Here is an 18,513-nt window from a genome sequence, read left to right as displayed (position 1 = left end):
ATGCCGACGTTCAGTATGTGACCATCAAGGTCCGCTTCGTCCGCATATCGGTCATTTGGGGAAAATCGCTCAAAGTCTGCTTTGCGGACAAAGCGGCCACTCTTTGCAAGAAATGAAATTGACGACTAGTTGTGGTATTAAGGCTCCCACAACCGGGGGGATGCCGCAATGAACAGAACTTGGAAAACATTTCTCGCGGGGGTGGCTGCGCTATGCGCCACCATGTCGACAAGTTCCGCTGAAATGATCCACTTGATGGCTCGAAAAGGCGATGTCGCAAAAGTTATGTCAGAAATCGAAAAAGGAGTGCCGGTGGATCTGCCGAGCACCACAGGCGCTCGTTTTGAAGGTTCGTCACCACTCGTAGTCGCATCTCGGTTCGGTCGTACAGACGTGGTCACGGCCCTGTTGGAGGCTGGGGCCGACCCAAACTACTCTCTTCCCAATGCTGAGTACGAAAAAACTTTTGCATACCCAATCCATGCTGCGTCAAGCAACGGACACACAGAAGTTGTTCGATTGCTTTTGGAAGCCGGTGCTGATCCAACTGTCGTGGATCCTTGGCTTGGGACAGCACTGCATTTCGCCTCGTTGCGTGGGCACGACGAAATCGTGACCATGCTATTGGATGCTGGCGTACCTACAAGTACAAGTATCCCTAGTGTGAAGCACTTGATTGGTAATGCCGATAGGGGCCGAGGAGAAACTCTGGCAGGTGCCTGCAAAGCCTGTCACAGCCTGGAGAACAATGGGCAAGTTCAAGCCAATGAAGGTCCGCCACTTTGGGGGGTTCTCGGGCGCACCATTGGCTCGTACGATGGCTACGAGTACTCGACGGCTTTCTCAGCGACTTCAGGTGTCTGGGACTACGACAATCTCAACTCGTTTCTTGGGCGTCCACGAGAATACATTCCGGGAACAAAGATGGACTTAGATGGAGTTTGGTTTGATCAGGATCGCGCAGACTTGATTTCTTACCTCCGGACACTCGATGAAAACCCGGTCGCATTGCCTTAACAACCAATCGAAATTGAGCGTAGGATACGCGTTGGTGAGGTCAGAAGCAGCCATCAAAAAGAGCTCGTTGGGCGTCTGCTTTGCGGACAAAGCGGCCTTTGGTTCTCCGAACAAATCGGACATTTTTGTTTTTAGACTAGGCGGTTGTGTAGAGTGACAGGATTACTGGTCTTATCTTCCGTAAGCGCAATATCTCAATTTGCACCCTCATTGGATGCTGAGGAGGCCGCTACCAATCGAATTTCCATCATATCTTTAGGTCCAGGCGCGGCTTCCAAAAAGGGCGGAAGAGTTCAATCTTGGGGCATCGGTTCATCACGACTTTAAGGCCCGCCGCTTCGGCGAGTTGCGCTGCTTGGTCGTCGTACACACCGATTTGACCCCAAAGAACTTTTGCCCCGATTGCGATAGCCTTCTCGGCAAAGGCATAAAACTCTTCCTTCGGGCGAAAAACGTCTACCATATCAACATGTTTTTCGATCTCTTCCAGCGAGTGGTAGACCTTGAGCCCTCTAATTTCCGAAATATTCGGGTTAGGATTCACCGGTAGAATATCATAGCCGATTTCACTCAGCTGTCGCAGAACGCCATAGCTGAATTTCGTTTTGTCCGCGCTAGCCCCCACCATTGCAATGGTTTTAACCGACTGCAGGATTTCGGCGAGGTATTTGGGGTCGTAATCGTAGATGCGGTCGATATCTGCTTCGGGCATCGGTTAACCTTCCTTCGGCGTCGCAATGTCAGCCTTGAGTTCGTGGGGTTTGAGAGGGTCGAGAAACGGATTGCGGTACAGCTTGTCATGGCTCTCGACCCCGATCTCAAGCGTGATGTCGGATGTCGGACGTGCCACGCAAAGGATCACATAGCCGTTCGCGATTTGCCGATTATTCAGCGCAACCTGTCGGCGTTGATCGATCGCGCCAGTCTGTAGTTTTGCCGCGCAGGTAATGCAGCCGCCATACTTGCACCCAAAAGGCAAGTCGACGCCCTGTTCTCTCAGCGTTTCCAGAAGTGGACGCCGCGCATCCACACAGTATTGCGCGCCATCTCTGTTCGCGATCGTCACGGTATACATAGTCATAGCCAGATGTCGCTTGTGCAATCACCGCCCGGATACCGGCTCTCGTGACAGCGCGATGGACCATTCGGTTCTTTGCCAAAGTCCACAATGAAATCCTCGTTGATCTTCATACCACCGTTTTCAGGGTCACAATCGATCATCACCATAACCCCGCCCTTTTCGCGGATCTCGGGATAGAACTGGTTATCCCAAGTCGAGAACAGCGAGGTCGTGACATAAAGCCTTCGTCCGTCGAGAGAGAGCTGGAACATCTGCGGACCACCCGCGACCTCGACATCGTTAACGATCGGAGCTTTACCCAAAAGGCCCCCCATAAACACTTGGCCGGTCAGCTTGGGATTATGCGGGTCGGTGATGTCATACTGGCGCATATCTCCATGCAGCCAATTGTTCAGGTACAAGTATTTGTCGTCCATCGAGATCAGGATCGCCGACATAACCCCCGGCAACGGGATCGGCCATTCGGGGTGCATCTCGTTTTCCACGTCGATGATCTTTTCCCACCGCCACTTTTTAGCATCGTCTTGCCACCAATGGATCACATTGGTCGAAAGAGCTGCGCCACAGAACCCATGCGTGCTGTCGGGGTCATGGTGGAACTTGACTTCCAGTGGCAACAGCCCGTCTTCACCCAAATAGAAGCTTTCGACCGGTTCGCGCTTTTCGAAATTCCAAAAATGCAGTTCCCGCCCATATTTCAGATGTCCCACTTCTTCCAGATCGAAGCCCGGCATGAAGGTATTGGGCGCAGCCCATTCGGAACTGACCATCACGTTGTGGCGCGGTTGGTACCAGAAATCGTAGCCAAACTTGATATCGCCCATCGAGGTTTCCCAGCGACCGACGATGTTGAACTCTTTGTCGAGATGCAGATAGCCTCCAGGAGCCTCACCCTTGGCATTTCCAAGGAAGGAAATGATGATTTCCGAGCCCAAACAATGCACCGTATGCGGACCCGACAAATCTGCCTTGGCCTTGATCTCGGCCCCGTTGATGATCTTATGCAACCGCGGCGCACGCGGGTCAGTGGCTGTATCAACGATGTGAAGGTTGTTAGAGCGTACGCCCGGCAGGATCAGGTATTTGCGGGACATCGAGCCGTCGTCGTGACAGGACGAACAGGCGTTCCACCCCATGTGGTGAAGCTCGTCCCCAATCCCCGGCATTTCCAGCCTATGGATTACCTGAGAATAGGTCGGGCTGTCAGGGTCGACATCCACTGTAGCAAGGTAATCAGGTTTCTGGATCCCTGTCCCGGTGTAGATAGCGATCGTGTAGAGTAGCTTTTCTCGGGGGGCTTTAATGGCTTCTTGCGGACTCTTGAAGCCCGGTCCACAGCATTGTCCATCCATCGAGTGCTCCTCCCTTGATTCCCTAAATTGTATCGTATATCGAAAACTTAGTTATCATAAAGTGAGAAAAATGCATCTCGAACGATTAGCGCTGATTTTGGAAATCGTGGGTCAAAAAGGACGTGCGTCCGTAGCGGATATCTGCGCCCAGTCCGATATACCTAAACCGACGGCCTACAGGCTGGTTCAAGACCTTGTTTCATCCGGCCTCCTTGAATCACCAACCCGAGGTGAGTTCGCGATTGGGACCAGGCTAAAGCGTATCACGTTGAGCGATCACTCTGATCCCGCTCTTTTGCAAGTGATTGCGCCTGTCCTCTCTGGCGCCGCGAATGACTATGGCGCTGCGTTTTTTTTGTCTCGGCTACGGGGCCATTGGGTTGAGATTATTCATGTGGAGACACCGCAGACGGGCGTGTCTTTTCTTCATCCAGGTATGGGCAAACGACCAATGCATGCGTGCTCTTGCGCCAAGGCAATCGCCGCCGTGTCGCCTGAGCTGCTGTCTCAAGACAGATTGGATGGACAGCTTAAGCGGTACACAGATCGCACGATTACAGACCCTAAGGAACTGGCCGCGGAACTCGATGTCATTCGAGCCAAAGGGTATGCTATGTGTGTTGAAGAGCTCGAGCGCGGGATCAGTTCTGTCGCAACAACACTGACTAAGACAGGTGTTGGTGCGACGCTTTCAATCGGCGCTACGGCGTCTCTTCGGGTGTTTACACCTTCAAAGCGAGAAAAGATTGGCCATACACTTACCACAATGTCACACGAACTTGCACGCGCGCTAGGATGGGGTGAAGCAGATAAAGAAAGGATACCCGCTTAGGTTCATGGGTATCGCAGTGCTGTAGGTTAACGCCTTCCAGCAGGACAGGTGTGTTTTGCGACCTTCGCCGCTTTTAGGTCAATGAAGGAGACAAATATGGACGATGCAATGTTTGGTGGGTTCTTCGTGATCAACGTAAAACCTGAATATCGGCAGCCCTTTTTGGACGCCAGCATCTTCCAAGCGCAAAATGTTGTCAGTGAAGAACCCGAAGTTTTCCAGTTTCATATTATGGTGGATGAAACAAACCCAAATCGTTTCTATTTCTACGAAGTGTTCAGGAACGAAGCCGCGGTCCAAGATCATTGGGAATCTGAAACCTTCAATAACTGGTTAACCACTGTCCGAAAGATGCTGGATGGTGAGATCGAACTTGTTGCCAGGATGCGCTCGCTTTTTCCGACGCCAAAAGGTTTCGAGGCGCAAAAAGCAAGCCTGCTACTATGGTAAAATTGACCAGCGTTTGAAATTTTCGTCCGTGCGAGAACATTACGGGTTTTGGTGCTGGTCCGCTTTGGACTCGATGCGGTCATTCGCGGATTTCATCTGAATGCCTGCTGTGCGGACAAAACTGCCATTGATCTCCCCCGCTCTAATGTCTGCTTGTTTTCCTTCTCTGAACGAGAATTACCAAGCTCAGCCGCAAAGGAAGGTGAAATGCTACAGCTGGACGCGGGAGGTTCAATCCCGTTGGAGCCGCTGTTACGTGTCCGCTGGTGCATCGCCGGCCAGAACGGTTGGTAATTCACGCTTCAAGAAATCAAGCAACACCTCAAACGCAGGCAACAATCCTTCCCGCGAAGGCATCAGGAGGCTGATTTGTGGGGTTCCCGCCGTCCAACCCGGCAATACGCGCACAAGTGATCCGGCTTCAACCTCTTGTTGGCACACGTAGGAAGGCAGGGCAACAAGCCCCAAGGACAAAGCCGCCGCGTTTTTGAGCGTTGACATATCATCGCTTGCAAAGCGCACCTTGCAGGGGATCGATGCGCTTTGCCCGTCACGATCGCTCAGCAGCCATTGGTGCGTCGCTCCGGGTCTGCCAAGAACCAGGGCCGGGTGATTTGCAAGCCCGGCCGGATCATCTGACGGATCGAGTGTGATCTGGTAGTCCGGCGAGCAGAACAAGTGCCATTTCACCCGTGCCAGTCGCACTTGGATGAGGCTCGAGTCGGGCAGAGTGTCCATGTGTCCGCGGATCGCCATATCGATCCCCCCTTTGATCAAATCCTCCATCCGGTTCGAGGCGCGCTGGACAACGGTCACTCCAGGATTGTCCTGAAGAAAACGCGGTAAGATTTGGTCCAGACCGAACTGCGCCATCCCCACGGAACAGGACACGGTCACAGTGCCTTCGATCCTGTTGGTTTTGCGACGGACGGCGGTTTCGGCGACTTCGAACTGTGCGAGGGCCTTTTGCGCGTGGCGGTAGTAGTCTTCGCCGATCTCTGTCGTCGTGACGATGCGCGATGTGCGCTGCAAAAGGCGCACGCCAAGGTCTTCCTCAAGCTGCCGCACACGGCGGCTGAGCCGGGACTTGGGAATGTTCAACGACCGGGCTGCGGCGGAAAATCCGCCCTTTTCAACAACATGAACAAAGTAGAAGGCGTCGTTAAGGTCCATGCTATGCCTCATCCTATTGTTCCATGTGTAGAACGATAAGTCCTGATATTGACCGATTTTCCGCTGATTGTCTCGCTCATATTCTAAATTCAACAGAAGCGAGAGACTGACATGACCAAGCAACTTATCGACACACTCGCAGGCGCCCCCTGTGAAACACATGCACAAAGCGACGGTCGCAAGATCACCATCGGCGATGGCTTTGTGGCTCAAAGCTACCAGCACGCGGACTTCCAGGGGCTGATGGACCCGCTGATCATGGTGGACCACTTCTACGCGACAAAGCCCACGTTCGGGCCCCACGCGCACGCAGGCCTGTCTGCTGTGACCGTGATGTTTGAGGACAGCGAAGGCGCGTTCCGCAACCGCGACTCCCTTGGCAATGACCTCGAGCTGGCGCCTGGCGATCTCTATTGGTTCAAGGCCGCGCGCGGCGCCCTACATGACGAAGCGCCGGGGCCCGATGCCAGAACCCACGCATTGCAGGTCTTCGTCAACTTGCCCGCAGAGAACCGGCACGACGCGCCATCTGCATTTCACCTCGCAGCCAAGGACATCCCAAAGCTTGCAGGCGACCGCTCTACCGCGCGGCTGATACTTGGGGACAGCAACGGTGTCATGGGTGGGGTCGCGCCCGACGTTCCGCTTACGCTCCTGGATATCAACATGCAGCCCGGCGGTCAGTTCACGCACAACGGCAACAGCGACCAACACGCCTGGGTCTTGGCCATCACCGGCACCTCCACTGTGACCTGGAACGCAGGGTCTGCCGACCTCGAACCTGGCAAAGCCATCGCATTTGCAGGTGCCGCGGACATCTCATTTTCCTCCGAAGAGGGCGCTCATGCCGTCCTGTTTCGAGGACACCCCCTGCGCCAAGCCTTTGTTCAACGGGGTCCATTCGCCATGGGCAACGCGGCAGAGCTTGACGCTGTCGAGGCTGACTACCGAGCCGGTCGCCTTGGATCAATTGACTGAAACCAACACCACCCAACAACAACCTTAAAAGGAGAAGACCGTGACGAAACTGAACAACCCGGAACCCCTTACCCGTGACAATGCCGCCGTTGTATTTGTCGACAATCAGGTGGGACTGATGACTGGAATCCGCGACTATTCTATCGCGGACCTCAAACTCAACATCGTCGGCTTGGCCAAAGCCGCAAAGGCGCTCGGCCTGCCGATTGTCACGACTACGACATCGTCAGAGACTTTATGGGGGCCTGCTATTCCGGAATTGCAGGAAGCCTTGCCAGATCAGACCTTTATCGACCGAACAACGGTCAACGCATGGGACGATCCACGGGTGGAAGAGGCCATTCGCGCAACCGGGCGAAGCAAACTGATCTTCGCCGGGCTGTCGCTGGAAGTCTGCGCCGCGTTTCCCGCGATGCGGGCCGTGCGCGAAGGGTTCGACGCCTACATCGCCGTCGATGCCAGCGGGACGTTTAACATGACAAAGCGTGAGACGGCTTTGCACCGGCTTACACAAGCCGGAGTTGTCATCGCGGATGGTGCCAGCCTGATGATCGAAATTCTTGCAGATAATGCGAACGCGCAGGCCGGTGACGTCTATAGCGCCTTGGGCATGGATTGGTCGATCCTAGTCGGCCAAGTTCGGGCGAGTGTTTAGCGATGCGCCGCGAAACTCATAGAACCCAACGCTGGCAGCTGGTCCGCAATTCGCGTCTGCACCGGGGATCGCAAGTCCAGTTCTACGTGATCTATCTCCCATCGCTTGTTTGCTTTGTCGCGATGGGACTGGCGGCCGCTGAGTTTCTTTAACCTCAGCAGCCATCCGACCAACTCCATTCCAATTCAACACAACCAACGAGCTCTCAGCTCACCATAGGAGATGACTATGACCAACCAACCCATCCTCGTAATTGGCGCCACCGGAAAAACCGGATCGCGCGTTGTAACCAAGCTTGAAGCCAAGGGCCTGCCCGTTCGTCGTGGCACGCGCCTCTCTGAAACCCCCTTCGATTGGGAAGACCAAAGCACATGGGCCCCGATCCTGACCGGCGTATCCAAAGCCTATGTCACCTACTTCCCCGATCTTGCCTTCCCGGGCGCGGTGGAAAAGTTGGAGGCTTTTGCCAAGGTCGCTCTGGAGACCGGCCTGCAACACATCGTATTGCTGTCCGGCCGAGGAGAACACTTCGCCAGCATGGGCGAGGACGTGATCCGCAACTCTGGCGTTCCCTTTACCATTGTGCGCGCGGCCTGGTTCGCGCAGAACTTCTCCGAAGGCTATCTGCGCGACCCGATCCTTGGCGGTGTGCTGCCGATGCCAGGTGGCGACATTGCGGAGCCGATCATCGATATCGACGACATTGCCGATGTGGTTGTCGCCGCTTTGACCGAAGGGGGGCATTTGGGTGAACGGTACGAGGTCACTGGCCCGCGTCTGATGACCTTTGCCGAAATGGCTGACATCCTTTCCACCACTCTGGGCCGCCCGATCCAGCATATCCCCATCGCGTTCGAGGACTTCCACGCCAATGTCGCAGCTGCTGGCGGGGACTTCGTGGCCGACGTCTTCACACAGATCGCGCGTGAAACGCTCGACGGGCGCAACGCCCATAGTGCGGACGGGGTCGAGCGCGCCTTGGGTCGCAAGCCGCGTGACTTCGCAGAATTCGCCGCGACCGCCATGGAAGCAGGCGCCTGGTCTGCGGCTGCCTGATCCACCCCAGATCAATCGGCGGGAGACTCTGCGCTCCTGCCGCACCACCCGCAAACTGGAGTAAGCCCATGTCGACCATTCTCTTCTGTCTCATCCAATTCTGCTGAGGCGCGAGAACGCAAGCAAAGGCACTAACCGCGAGAGTTTGTGCTATGGGTGCCAATTTGCAGCTTGGGCGTCTTCAGTTATCCTCGCCGAATGGGATGGATTTCGACGGTCTTCGTACACAAAGCACTAAATGCTGCGGTCGCTCTTGAATGCGTCGATACAGATGAACGGTTGGCACTTTTCGCAAGCGTTGGGTTGGACCCGTCGGCTCCAGCTGATCCCAGCGCGATGATCTTGGATGGCGACTTTTTTGGATTACTAGAGCGCATCGCGCACCTTGGTGATCTCGGTCGATCCGTTCCGATATACGTGGGCGCGTCAATGCGATGCGATGACTACGGCGCTTTTGGGCTTGCCTTCAAATCTGCCCCTAATCTTCTCGGCTCCTATGCTCGTGTCGAACGCTACGGGAAGGTCGTGACCTCGATTGCCAATTTCCGCGTAGAACGGTCGGGGACGTCGGTCTTTATGGAAGTCATTCAAGGACGGGACAGGCGTCCTGGCCTCAGGATGACCAATGAACTGGCTCTAGCCGCAGCGCTGTCTCTTAGCCGGGAAGTCGGCAGCGATGAGTTCTCCCCAGTCGCCGTTCATCTTTTGGCGGACCGTCCCGAGGATGACGGCGTGTATCAAGAGCACTTTCGTTGTCCAATTCATTTCAATGCTGGGCGCGACGCACTTGAAGTCACTACGGCAGCAGCAAGCCAGGTAAACCGATTGTCTGACGATGGCATGTCCAAGTTTTTTGAGACACATCTCGACACCCAGCTTAGCCAGATCAATGACACGTCCGAGCTTGAGCGGCGTATTTTGGATCAGATCCGTGAGACGCTCAGCGAAGGTGTGCCCACGCTTGCGGAGGTGGCAGAGCGTTTGGGTATGAGTACCCGGACTTTGCAGCGCCGTCTGTCCGCAGATGGTCTGGCCTACCAAGACTTGGTGCTAGACGCGCGGAAATCACTATCCGAGCAACTGCTGCGGCGCACGGATTATGCCTTAGCAGAGATCGCCTTTTTGACCGGATTCTCTGATCAGAGCACGTTCACTCGGGCCTTCAAACGCTGGCGCGGAGAAACGCCAGCAAACTATCGTCGCGGCGCTTAAGTCTAAACTCAAACCATCGAATTGGCGTTGGCGTCTTGAGCCCAAACACTGGCGTCCGATGCAAATACGGTCGCGCCTAGCGACGGCTATCCCTTGGTCATCACGTCAATCAAGGGAGACCAAACATGACATCCAAACCAATCCTCGTTACAGGCGCGACCGGAAAAACCGGGTCCCGCGTGCTGGCCCGGCTCAAGGCGGCGGGGCACGATGCCCGCTTAGGGTCGCGCAAAGCGCAGCCCCCCTTCGACTGGGACGATCCAACAACATGGGAGAATGCCATGCGTGACATGGGAGCGGTCTACGTCAACTATCATCCAGACTACGCATTCCCGGGCGCCGTAGAGAACCTGACGCGCTTCACCCGTGTCGCTGCGTCGTGCGGTGTCGAGCGCTTGGTCATCCTCACCGGCCGTGGCGAACACCATGCGCAACTCGGCGAAGAGGTGATTGCCAAGTCCGGTCTGGACTTCACTATCGTCCGCTCTGCCTGGTTTGCGCAGAACTTCTCGGAAGGGTCGCTCTGGGAGCCGGCAATGGAAGGTGTCGTCCCGATGCCCGGTGGTGATCTTGAAGAGCCCATTATTGATATCGATGATCTTGCTGATGTCATTGTCGAGGCACTAACGGGCGCTGGCCACTCCGGCCAGACTTATGAATGCACGGGTCCAAGGTTGCTGAGCTTCGCTGAGGTCGCCGACATACTGTCCGGTGCGATGGGGCGGCGTGTCGATTATCTGCCGATCTCTTTCGAGGATTTCCATGCCGAGCTTGAGGCGACGAGCGGAACCGTCTTCGCCGATATCGTCACAAGCATCGCGCGCGAAACCTTCGACGGTCGGAATGCCAAGATCGGCGACGGCGTGATGCGCGCCATCGGTCGGGCACCCCGCGACTTCACCGAATTCGCACAAGCCGCTGCAGCAGCGGGCAAATGGGCCAAGGCGGCCTAACGAAGTCAAACCAAAAGGAACAAGAAACATGCAACTTACACGTTTTCAGAAGATCACTCTCGGGATCAGCGGCCTCACGGCACTGGCTATCGGCACCTTGATCACTCTGGCGCCTCATGCCTTCTATGCCGGCTACGGCATTTCGCTTGGACAGGACCCCAACCTACTGAACGAGCTTCGCGCACCCGGCGCAGGACTGGCGGTATTTGGGGCACTTATGCTGGCAGGCGTCGTCAGCGTGGCCATGGCTCCAATCGCGCTTGCTGTCGCGCTCACGGTCTTCCTCGCCTTCCCCCTCGGGCGCATCGTGGGCATTGTCATGGATGGCATGCCGTCCGGCAGCGTGATCAGCGCTCTGGCGTTTGAGATCATCATCGCAGCCATTCTGCTCGCCGCGTTTAAGCCGATGCGCACAGCGGGCTCCAGCCGGGAGCGGCTTGTCGACCTGCCTGGCTAAACGGTCTGTCAACTCGTGGGCGGTTCCGGGATGCCGGGACCGCCAAATCCATGTTTTGCCGAAGAGGCAGCGAAGAAAGCCGCCATTGGCGCCCTGCGCGGCTAAGGCTGCTTCGGGCTCGAAGCCGTCTTCCAAGCATTTTTGATTAACGTCAGCTTTCGGGTCATTTGCAGCCGCTGACTCCCTGCGATTTGGGTGGCAAGGTTACGCATTTTGCGGATGGGTCACACCTTTCTGATTCAAGTCACATAATATCAATGATTTAGCCCTGGCATGTGTCACGCCTTTATTGGCGGCGGCCACAGATTTTAGAGATCCGATCCCTCACTTTGTTCAACAGAAGCGGACCGAACTTCCTCGTGCCGCAGTGAGCAATTGAGGTTGATATGCCCAAGTTGACACAAGATCAGCTGGCGGAGCGGTGGCACATGTCGCCGCGGACGCTGGAGCAGTGGCGCTGGCTCGGAAAGGGCCCCAGGTTTTTGAAGATCGGCGCGCGCGTTTTATACGATGAAGGCGTGATCGAAGCCTTTGAGGAGGCGCAGGTCTGCCAGAATACATGCGGACCGATTTCCGGGGAGGGTGTGTAATGGCAAAGTCCTTCCCCTCACACAAAGTCAAATCGCACCTTGTCTACACAGTCTGGGAGGTGGCGGACGTTTTGAGCTGTCATCGCCAGACCGTCATTCGCTGGATTGGGAACAACGGACTTGCGGCTGATACCAGCAGCAAGCCCTGGTTGATCGAAGGACATGTGATCAAGGACTTCCTCGGACAAAGACAACGCAAGCCGCGGTGCAAGTTGGCATTGCATCACTGCTACTGCCTCAGCTGCAGAGGTCCGCGCGAACCCGACGGCAAGATCGCTGACTATGTTCAGGAAACAGCTTCCAGCGGCCGCCTAACAGCCCTCTGTCCGACGTGTGGTGCGGTCATGAACAAGATCATTCGCCGTTCAGATCTGGAAGCCATTCAGGCCAAACTGGAGGTCACACTTCAACAAGCCTCCCCAAGATTAGTGTCCTGTACCGAACCCCATTCAAGAGTGACCTTGAAAGAGGAGCCCGAGACCCATGCCAAAACACACCTCGGATAACCTGCGCATCAAGCGCAAACACCTTGTCTGGCTGAAGGACGCAAAGGGGTTGTCGCAATCTTCGATCGACAAAGCCGCAGCGTCGATTGCCATCTATGACAGATGGCTCAAAGGTAAGGATTACAGGGCGTTCCATTCAGAAAGGGCGCGCGCGTTCAAACGCCATCTGCAAGGTCTACGCAATGACCGCACAGGCGCTTCATTGTCGCCTGCCACGATCAACGGCGTGCTGCGCGACGTCATGAAGTTCTTTGACTGGATGGCGGACCAACCGGGGTACAAGTCCAGGATCTCCCGCGCCGACATTGCCTATCTCACACCGGATCGCAAATCGGAACAGGCCCGTCGCGGCACCCTTTGGAAACCGCATCCGTCTCCCGAACAGGTTGAACGCCTGTTGTCTGAGATGCCCATAGAAACAGTCATCCAGCGCCGTGATCGTGCGCTGATCGCCTTCTTGCTTCTGACCGGATCACGTGAAGGTGCCGCCATCACCGTGCGGCTGCGTCATGTCGATCTAGCCAATAAATGCGTTCAGTTTGACGGCCGTTCCGTGGATACAAAGTTTGGAAAGTCCTTCACGACCAGTTTCTTTCCCTTCGGTGATGATGTCGAAAGGATTCTGCGAGACTGGATCACGGAGCTTCGTCAGGACCATCTTTTCTCGGACACGGATCCTCTGTTCCCAAAGACACGCGTCGCTGTTGGCCCGTCCAGACGGTTTGAGGCAGTAGGTATCGCGCGCGAGCCGTGGGCCGGCCCGTCGTCTGCGGCCAGGATCTTCAAGCAATCTTTCGTCAACGCCGGGCTGCCACCGTTTTCGCCGCACCGCGTGCGAGATACGATCGCAGAGCTGGCAAAACTTCACTGCAGGACACCAGAGGACTATAAAGCCTGGTCGCAGAATATGGGACACGACGACGTGATGACGACGTTCAGCTCCTATGGTTCTGTTTCACTTGGCCGTCAGGTCGAACTGATGGGGCGGTTTCGCCGCCGTGGACCGTTGCCAGACGAGGACGCGGTTATTGATTAATGATCAACTCCGGTGACGGACCCGAACGACCACGCGCTCGGGAGCAAGCCGGTATCCGTTCCAAGAGAGATTTTCGATCAACTCTTGGGGCTTATCAACTGACAGACCAGCGGACTCGAATCTCTTTGCAATCGTTCTTCGCGCGGTCAGTATTCTCCGCCTAACGACTTCGCTGGTTTCAACGCCTAATTTTTCGACGAGGTCGCCAGACTTCAAGCAGGGATACTCCAAAGGTTCGAGACCTTTGCCTGCCGCACGGAGCCACTCTTCAGCCAAAACGATCAACAGATCCGCTGTGGCGTTTTTCTTAAGCTCAATATGTTCGCCGATCAAAACCAAACGTGAGGTTTTGTCGATTTCTATGGTCAGCGGTGGTTTCTCTTTCTCGTTTTTATCAACTGAGGGAGCCGGCACGAAAGGCAAGGACAAGGCGCTCTGCATCGCACCATATAGTCTTGGCAAACTCTGTTCAGGGAACTCACCGGGTGACTTGCTTTCAAGAATTCTGCGCATCACCGATGTGACCGCCTTTCCATGGCGGTTCAGCAAATCTGCGATCATCACCATGGCTGTGTCTGGCGGATTGTCGAGGTGATTGACCGCATCCAACACAACGGGGAAATTTCGGATCAGTGCATCTGGCGTGGCGTTTTCAAACAACACTGCATTGCGCACATAGGACAACGCCATCTCCCGGTCGGTCCCGTTCGGTCGAGCGTCCGACATAAGGTCCACGCGATAGGCATCTTCCGGGTCAAATCGCTCCAACCCCTTTGAAAGCATCGCGAACCGCCGATCGATACACTGCGAACAGCGCCCACAATGGAAGTATTGATGGGTTTGATTATGCACATCAACGCAGCTACGCGTCTCGATAATCTGGTCTGCTATCCCCAGTTGCGCAATGCGTTCCACGACTTCTGCTTTTGTGCGCGCGAAGAATGGATTGTCGACCCGCATATCCTTCTCGAAAACAAGCCGCAGAAGACCGGTGAACAGCTTCAGTGTCTTTGGATGCGTGGTTCGCGTCGCTCGTGTTCCAACGACGTTGCCGACCGGCGGTAGGTTGAGGCTCACGACCCCGTTTTCATGGAACGACACGCGGTCCAGTCCAAAGGCCGTTGCAGTGATCGACCCAAGTACCGCAAACAGGAATGAGCGTGTGCGATGCGTTCTTTCCGCGGTCGATCGGCTCTTCAACTGGGCGGTCATGGGAATGTGACGGCACGTTTCCGGTCCGTACCGTTTGCTCAACGCTGAGATCAGCCGTTTCTGGACTGGCGCTATTTTCGTGGAAGAGGCATGACTGACCAAAGCAACCCGATGCTTCTGTTCTACGATTTCTTCCACAGCACCCGCAAAGGAATCGAGCCCGCCGGAAAACATCAGGACGCGGTGGGGCGTCCATGAACTATTTCGGCCGAATTTGAAGAAGCGCGATCGCTCTGCATCCGGTTCGTCTTTGGTCGAAAAAGAAAATTCAAAGCGGTCGCCGGATAGAAACATCAACGTTTCTTCCAGAGCCTGTATTACGCTCTCACGTTGCCAGAAATCCAGATCGCGTACCGGCATGGTGGCTACGAACCGTCTGTGCCACTTCTCACCCATCTTCTGATCCGCCGGGCCACCACGGCTGACTGCCGCGTCCGCGCAATAGACAAGCGCGGCAATCTCCAGCAAATCGAGTGCACGATCCTGCAGGGCCTCGACCAATTGACGGTTCAATTGTCCAATCCGCAGCGTCATTGCGACTTCGCGGCCAGCAATGTCGAGACGCAGGACTTCATCACCGCCGCTTTTTGTCAGCGGCGGCAACCATCTGACTTCAACTTCAGACAACGGCGCGACGGCGCCCAAACTCCGAGCGCATCTTTTTGAACGCGTAAGCTGTGAACTTGTCTATTGCATCGCGATCAAGCGCCTGCTTCTGCCAGACGGTTTTGCCATACCAGCCGCCTGCATATTCTTCGACAATTCTAGACACTTCAAATGTGTGCTGGGCGAGGGCTTTTTGAAATGTCACTCGCTGTGCATCGGTGGAAAAGCGTCGATCCTCGCCAGTGTGATTGGCGAGTTCCCGGCTCAGATAATAGTCTAGCGAGCGGTATGTCAGCCGGGCAAAGAAATCCCGCGAGAGTCTCGCAAATGCATCACCCGAGGCGAAGCTCGCGAGTGCTTGGCGAATTTCTTGCGGTGTCGGTTCAAACAGGGATGGCAACCGGTCGTGCAGCTGAACGGAAAGGCTTTCCAAGAGCGCGACCTTCGCCAATTCTCCTGCATCTGAGGAACTTCGGAGATCGAAGCTGTTGCGATCAATGGCACGATCCAAACCGGCCAGCAAGCCGGTCACTGAACCGAGCTCCGACGTCGCAATGCCCAAGTCAGCCAAAGCGTCTTCGAAGCCAGGAGCCCTTGCAAGCAAAGGCAGCCTCACGAGGAGATCACTTACAAACTGAAACCTGGGGTCACGACTCGCCCGTGCGAGATCGCTCTCAGATGCATCCGCTGCGGCCTCGGCGATCTCTTCGACTGACGCATCGGTTGCGATCAGATCAACGACCTCGCGCCACTTCCTGGATCGAGGCAAAGTGCCAAGCCTGATGTGTCCCATCCGTTCCTCCCTCGCCTGAAGAGTCATTCAACCATCAGGCGAATGTAAAGGGAAAAATGGCGGCCTTCGCTTACCCTGCGCTTACCCGAAGCGAGTGTTAGGCATGAGATCGCCTCGTAAGTCTTTGAAAACAGTGGTGAGCCGTGCAGGATTCGAACCTGCGACCCACTGATTAAAAGTCAGTTGCTCTACCAACTGAGCTAACGGCCCACTCTTTTTTGGATCTCGTCGATCCGTGGCGCTCTTTAAGGCAAGTTCCCGGTTGGGTTCAAGACCTTTTTTGCACCTCGTTCCGCTTGAAAAATCAGTGTTTCAGGCGACCCGATAGGCGGCCTAATTAGGCAGGTGGCGCAGGGGGGTCAACCCCTTTTTTTACGAATCTCCCTGTCAGACTGGATTCATGTCCTGCGCAGGGTTATATGCGCGCCATGCAGCTGAGACTCGATACCGGATTGCCCTTCATGAAGATGCACGGGCTGGGAAATGACTTCGTCATTCTCGACGCACGTGCGGCGTCGGTGGAGATGACGCCCGCCCTGGCGCGGGGAATCGGGCATCGTCAGATGGGTGTGGGTTTCGACCAGCTTGCCGTCATTCAGCAAGGTGAAGAAGACGCGCATCTGGTGTTTTACAATGCAGATGGGTCGACGTCTGCGGCTTGCGGGAATGCCACCCGCTGCATTGCCCGGTTTCTGATGGAGGAGACCGGAAAATCCAACCTGACCCTGACAACAGAACGCGGCACGCTTGTTGCGCGGGATGTGGGCGACGGGCTGACTGCAGTGAACATGGGGCCTCCGCAGTTGGACTGGCATGAGATTCCGCTCGCAGAAGAGGTCGATACGCTGGAACTGCCGATCGAGGGCAGCCCGAGCGCCACCGGTATGGGCAACCCGCATTGTACCTTCTTTGTCGAGGATGCCGAGGCGATTCCCCTGACGGAGTTCGGCGCGCGATACGAACATCATCCCCTTTACCCCGAACGCACCAATGTACAGGTGGTGCAGGTCATCGGTCCGGATCACTTGCGTATGCGCGTGTGGGAGCGTGGCGTGGGTATCACTTTGGCTTCGGGCTCGTCCTCCTGCGCGACGGCGGTTTCGGCAGCGCGCCGGGGCCTGACCGGGCGCAAGGTTCAGATCGAACTGGACGGCGGAACAATCTGGATCAACTGGCGCGAGGATGGCGTCTGGATGACCGGGCCGACCTGCCATGTCTTCTCGGGTACGTTGACGCCCGAATTCCTAGGGTCGCTGGGATGAACCCGCCCAAATTCACCACACTGGGCTGCCGCCTGAACGCCTATGAAACCGAGGCGATGAAAGAACTGTCGCAGGAGGCAGGGCTGACAGATGCTGTTGTCGTGAACACATGTGCGGTCACGGCCGAGGCGGTGCGCAAGGCACGGCAGGAAATCCGCAAGCTTCGGCGCGAAAACCCCAATGCGCGTCTGATTGTCACCGGTTGTGCGGCCCAGACCGAGCCCGAGACATTTGCCAGTATGGACGAGGTCGACGCGGTGATCGGGAATACCGAAAAAATGCAGCCCGCGACATGGAAAAGCATGGCTGCCGACTTCATCGGCGAGACCGAATCCGTGCAGGTCGACGACATCATGTCCGTGACCGAAACCGCCGGGCACCTGATCGACGGGTTCGGCACGCGCTCGCGCGCTTATGTGCAGGTCCAGAATGGCTGTGACCATCGGTGCACTTTCTGCATCATCCCTTATGGCCGTGGCAATTCGCGTAGCGTCCCGGCGGGCGTTGTGGTCGACCAGATCAAACGGCTGGTGGAGCGGGGGTACAACGAAGTTGTCTTGACGGGTGTAGACCTGACCTCGTGGGGGGCAGACCTGCCGGCGCAGCCCAAGCTGGGTGATCTGGTGATGCGCATTCTGAAGCTGGTACCGGACCTGCCGCGCCTGCGGATAAGTTCGATTGATTCCATCGAGGTGGATGAAAACCTGATGCAAGCGATCGCGACCGAGCCGCGCCTGATGCCGCATCTGCACCTGTCGTTGCAGCATGGCGACGATCTGATCCTGAAGCGCATGAAGCGCCGCCACCTGCGCGATGATGCAATTCGCTTCACGGAAGAGGCCCGCAAACTGCGCCCCGATATGACCTTTGGCGCCGATATCATCGCGGGTTTCCCAACCGAATCCGAAGCGCATTTCGAGAACTCGCTGAAGCTGGTCAAAGATTGCGACCTGACCTGGCTGCACGTCTTCCCGTATTCCAAACGCGATGGCACTCCGGCGGCCCGAATACCGCAGCAGATCAACGGCAATGTCATCAAAGACCGCGCCGCCCGTTTACGCGCGGCAGGAGCGGTTCAGGTCTCCAAACACCTGACCGCCCAGATCGGCAGAACCCATCACATCCTGATGGAGAACCCGAACATGGGCCGGACCGAGCAGTTCACCGAAGTGACGTTTTCCACACCGCAAACCGAAGGCAAGATCGTGACCGCCACCATTAGGGGCAACACGGACACTCAACTGACAGCCTGATCCGCTTTTCATCTGGCCAGAAATATCCCGGGGTTGAAT

General features: G+C 56.1%; 20 protein-coding genes and 1 tRNA gene. 14 read left to right on the top strand and 7 right to left on the bottom strand.

Features of this window, described 5'->3' with window-relative positions:
- Nucleotides 1-168 precede the first annotated feature (168 nt).
- On the top strand, nucleotides 169-1,017 hold the full coding sequence (locus tag ACR3EQ_RS13800; protein ID WP_170682824.1) for an ankyrin repeat domain-containing protein: 849 nt from the start codon (nucleotides 169-171) through the stop codon (nucleotides 1,015-1,017).
- Between the two features lie 247 nt (nucleotides 1,018-1,264).
- On the opposite strand, the gene ACR3EQ_RS13795 is transcribed toward ACR3EQ_RS13800, so the two are convergent.
- The 3 genes from ACR3EQ_RS13795 to ACR3EQ_RS13785 are packed head-to-tail and all read right to left on the bottom strand — an operon-like array spanning nucleotide 1,265 to nucleotide 3,450.
- Nucleotides 1,265-1,729 (bottom strand): CoA-binding protein, encoded by a 465-nt coding sequence (locus tag ACR3EQ_RS13795; protein WP_170615114.1) that lies wholly within the window; start codon nucleotides 1,727-1,729, stop codon nucleotides 1,265-1,267.
- A gap of 3 nt (nucleotides 1,730-1,732) precedes the next feature.
- Nucleotides 1,733-2,098, bottom strand: coding sequence for a 2Fe-2S iron-sulfur cluster-binding protein (locus ACR3EQ_RS13790; RefSeq protein ID WP_010437915.1), 366 nt, complete (start codon nucleotides 2,096-2,098; stop codon nucleotides 1,733-1,735).
- Entirely contained in the window at nucleotides 2,095-3,450 is a 1,356-nt protein-coding gene (locus ACR3EQ_RS13785; protein WP_170615115.1) for a selenium-binding family protein, read from the bottom strand. The genes ACR3EQ_RS13790 and ACR3EQ_RS13785 overlap by 4 nt, the downstream gene beginning before the upstream one ends.
- A gap of 70 nt (nucleotides 3,451-3,520) precedes the next feature.
- Between ACR3EQ_RS13785 and ACR3EQ_RS13780 the strand changes: the two genes are divergently transcribed.
- Both ACR3EQ_RS13780 and ACR3EQ_RS13775 read left to right on the top strand, forming a co-directional pair.
- Entirely contained in the window at nucleotides 3,521-4,282 is a 762-nt protein-coding gene (locus ACR3EQ_RS13780) for an IclR family transcriptional regulator domain-containing protein (RefSeq protein ID WP_170547279.1), read from the top strand.
- Nucleotides 4,283-4,378: 96 nt separating this feature from the next.
- Entirely contained in the window at nucleotides 4,379-4,732 is a 354-nt protein-coding gene (locus tag ACR3EQ_RS13775) for an antibiotic biosynthesis monooxygenase (protein ID WP_170547276.1), read from the top strand.
- Between the two features lie 252 nt (nucleotides 4,733-4,984).
- Here the strand turns inward: ACR3EQ_RS13775 and ACR3EQ_RS13770 are convergent, their stop codons facing one another.
- Nucleotides 4,985-5,905, bottom strand: coding sequence for a LysR substrate-binding domain-containing protein (locus ACR3EQ_RS13770; protein ID WP_217350601.1), 921 nt, complete (start codon nucleotides 5,903-5,905; stop codon nucleotides 4,985-4,987).
- Between the two features lie 111 nt (nucleotides 5,906-6,016).
- On the opposite strand from ACR3EQ_RS13770, the gene ACR3EQ_RS13765 reads away from it, so the two are divergent.
- The 9 genes from ACR3EQ_RS13765 (at nucleotide 6,017) to ACR3EQ_RS13725 (ending at nucleotide 13,348) form a co-directional block, all read left to right on the top strand.
- Complete coding sequence (locus ACR3EQ_RS13765; RefSeq protein WP_171103621.1) at nucleotides 6,017-6,883, top strand: pirin family protein; 867 nt, start codon at nucleotides 6,017-6,019, stop codon at nucleotides 6,881-6,883.
- Between the two features lie 40 nt (nucleotides 6,884-6,923).
- Nucleotides 6,924-7,538, top strand: coding sequence for an isochorismatase family protein (locus ACR3EQ_RS13760; RefSeq protein ID WP_171103619.1), 615 nt, complete (start codon nucleotides 6,924-6,926; stop codon nucleotides 7,536-7,538).
- A 228-nt stretch (nucleotides 7,539-7,766) separates the two neighbouring features.
- Nucleotides 7,767-8,594, top strand: a complete 828-nt coding sequence (locus tag ACR3EQ_RS13755) for a Rossmann-fold NAD(P)-binding domain-containing protein (protein WP_171103618.1) — start codon at nucleotides 7,767-7,769, stop codon at nucleotides 8,592-8,594.
- A gap of 198 nt (nucleotides 8,595-8,792) precedes the next feature.
- Nucleotides 8,793-9,806: an AraC family transcriptional regulator gene (locus ACR3EQ_RS13750; RefSeq protein WP_171103616.1), complete on the top strand. Its 1,014-nt coding sequence runs from the start codon at nucleotides 8,793-8,795 to the stop codon at nucleotides 9,804-9,806.
- 125 nt (nucleotides 9,807-9,931) lie between these two features.
- Nucleotides 9,932-10,759, top strand: coding sequence for an SDR family oxidoreductase (locus ACR3EQ_RS13745; protein ID WP_171103614.1), 828 nt, complete (start codon nucleotides 9,932-9,934; stop codon nucleotides 10,757-10,759).
- Nucleotides 10,760-10,787: 28 nt separating this feature from the next.
- Nucleotides 10,788-11,216, top strand: a complete 429-nt coding sequence (locus ACR3EQ_RS13740) for a DUF4345 domain-containing protein (RefSeq protein ID WP_171103612.1) — start codon at nucleotides 10,788-10,790, stop codon at nucleotides 11,214-11,216.
- Nucleotides 11,217-11,602: 386 nt separating this feature from the next.
- Nucleotides 11,603-11,806, top strand: a complete 204-nt coding sequence (locus ACR3EQ_RS13735; protein ID WP_058272705.1) for a helix-turn-helix domain-containing protein — start codon at nucleotides 11,603-11,605, stop codon at nucleotides 11,804-11,806.
- Nucleotides 11,806-12,312 (top strand): helix-turn-helix domain-containing protein, encoded by a 507-nt coding sequence (locus ACR3EQ_RS13730; RefSeq protein ID WP_480490934.1) that lies wholly within the window; start codon nucleotides 11,806-11,808, stop codon nucleotides 12,310-12,312. Before ACR3EQ_RS13735 ends, ACR3EQ_RS13730 begins: the two co-directional genes overlap by 1 nt.
- Nucleotides 12,290-13,348 (top strand): tyrosine-type recombinase/integrase, encoded by a 1,059-nt coding sequence (locus ACR3EQ_RS13725; RefSeq protein WP_480490932.1) that lies wholly within the window; start codon nucleotides 12,290-12,292, stop codon nucleotides 13,346-13,348. Before ACR3EQ_RS13730 ends, ACR3EQ_RS13725 begins: the two co-directional genes overlap by 23 nt.
- A 3-nt stretch (nucleotides 13,349-13,351) precedes the next feature.
- Here ACR3EQ_RS13725 and ACR3EQ_RS13720 read toward each other — a convergent pair whose 3' ends face one another.
- From ACR3EQ_RS13720 to ACR3EQ_RS13710, 3 genes are all read right to left on the bottom strand, one after another.
- Complete coding sequence (locus tag ACR3EQ_RS13720) at nucleotides 13,352-15,187, bottom strand: 7-cyano-7-deazaguanine synthase (protein WP_254705321.1); 1,836 nt, start codon at nucleotides 15,185-15,187, stop codon at nucleotides 13,352-13,354.
- Nucleotides 15,180-15,959 (bottom strand): hypothetical protein, encoded by a 780-nt coding sequence (locus ACR3EQ_RS13715; RefSeq protein WP_152459508.1) that lies wholly within the window; start codon nucleotides 15,957-15,959, stop codon nucleotides 15,180-15,182. Before ACR3EQ_RS13715 ends, ACR3EQ_RS13720 begins: the two co-directional genes overlap by 8 nt.
- A 134-nt stretch (nucleotides 15,960-16,093) precedes the next feature.
- A tRNA-Lys gene (locus tag ACR3EQ_RS13710) sits at nucleotides 16,094-16,169 on the bottom strand.
- A gap of 209 nt (nucleotides 16,170-16,378) precedes the next feature.
- On the opposite strand from ACR3EQ_RS13710, the gene dapF reads away from it, so the two are divergent.
- Both dapF and mtaB read left to right on the top strand, forming a co-directional pair.
- Nucleotides 16,379-17,221 carry a diaminopimelate epimerase gene (gene dapF, locus ACR3EQ_RS13705; RefSeq protein ID WP_170612571.1) on the top strand — a complete coding sequence of 281 codons (843 nt, stop codon included), beginning with the start codon at nucleotides 16,379-16,381 and terminating at the stop codon, nucleotides 17,219-17,221.
- Nucleotides 17,218-18,474, top strand: a complete 1,257-nt coding sequence (gene mtaB / locus ACR3EQ_RS13700) for a tRNA (N(6)-L-threonylcarbamoyladenosine(37)-C(2))-methylthiotransferase MtaB (RefSeq protein ID WP_170619050.1) — start codon at nucleotides 17,218-17,220, stop codon at nucleotides 18,472-18,474. The genes dapF and mtaB overlap by 4 nt, the downstream gene beginning before the upstream one ends.
- Nucleotides 18,475-18,513: the final 39 nt, after the last annotated feature.

The sequence above is a fragment of the Ruegeria sp. AN11 genome, from assembly GCF_056536005.1.
The sequence above is the reverse complement of the archived record's forward strand: the minus strand, read 5'-3'. Positions and strand labels throughout refer to the sequence as shown.

Coding starts and splice junctions, on each gene's coding strand:
- ACR3EQ_RS13800 (WP_170682824.1), top strand. CDS start 169: ATGAACAGAACTTGGAAAACATTTCTCGCGGGGGTGGCTGCGCTATGC.
- ACR3EQ_RS13795 (WP_170615114.1), bottom strand. CDS start 1,729: ATGCCCGAAGCAGATATCGACCGCATCTACGATTACGACCCCAAATAC.
- ACR3EQ_RS13790 (WP_010437915.1), bottom strand. CDS start 2,098: ATGACTATGTATACCGTGACGATCGCGAACAGAGATGGCGCGCAATAC.
- ACR3EQ_RS13785 (WP_170615115.1), bottom strand. CDS start 3,450: ATGGATGGACAATGCTGTGGACCGGGCTTCAAGAGTCCGCAAGAAGCC.
- ACR3EQ_RS13780 (WP_170547279.1), top strand. CDS start 3,521: ATGCATCTCGAACGATTAGCGCTGATTTTGGAAATCGTGGGTCAAAAA.
- ACR3EQ_RS13775 (WP_170547276.1), top strand. CDS start 4,379: ATGGACGATGCAATGTTTGGTGGGTTCTTCGTGATCAACGTAAAACCT.
- ACR3EQ_RS13770 (WP_217350601.1), bottom strand. CDS start 5,905: ATGGACCTTAACGACGCCTTCTACTTTGTTCATGTTGTTGAAAAGGGC.
- ACR3EQ_RS13765 (WP_171103621.1), top strand. CDS start 6,017: ATGACCAAGCAACTTATCGACACACTCGCAGGCGCCCCCTGTGAAACA.
- ACR3EQ_RS13755 (WP_171103618.1), top strand. CDS start 7,767: ATGACCAACCAACCCATCCTCGTAATTGGCGCCACCGGAAAAACCGGA.
- ACR3EQ_RS13750 (WP_171103616.1), top strand. CDS start 8,793: ATGGGATGGATTTCGACGGTCTTCGTACACAAAGCACTAAATGCTGCG.
- ACR3EQ_RS13745 (WP_171103614.1), top strand. CDS start 9,932: ATGACATCCAAACCAATCCTCGTTACAGGCGCGACCGGAAAAACCGGG.
- ACR3EQ_RS13740 (WP_171103612.1), top strand. CDS start 10,788: ATGCAACTTACACGTTTTCAGAAGATCACTCTCGGGATCAGCGGCCTC.
- ACR3EQ_RS13735 (WP_058272705.1), top strand. CDS start 11,603: ATGCCCAAGTTGACACAAGATCAGCTGGCGGAGCGGTGGCACATGTCG.
- ACR3EQ_RS13730 (WP_480490934.1), top strand. CDS start 11,806: ATGGCAAAGTCCTTCCCCTCACACAAAGTCAAATCGCACCTTGTCTAC.
- ACR3EQ_RS13725 (WP_480490932.1), top strand. CDS start 12,290: ATGCCAAAACACACCTCGGATAACCTGCGCATCAAGCGCAAACACCTT.
- ACR3EQ_RS13715 (WP_152459508.1), bottom strand. CDS start 15,959: ATGGGACACATCAGGCTTGGCACTTTGCCTCGATCCAGGAAGTGGCGC.
- dapF (WP_170612571.1), top strand. CDS start 16,379: ATGCGCGCCATGCAGCTGAGACTCGATACCGGATTGCCCTTCATGAAG.
- mtaB (WP_170619050.1), top strand. CDS start 17,218: ATGAACCCGCCCAAATTCACCACACTGGGCTGCCGCCTGAACGCCTAT.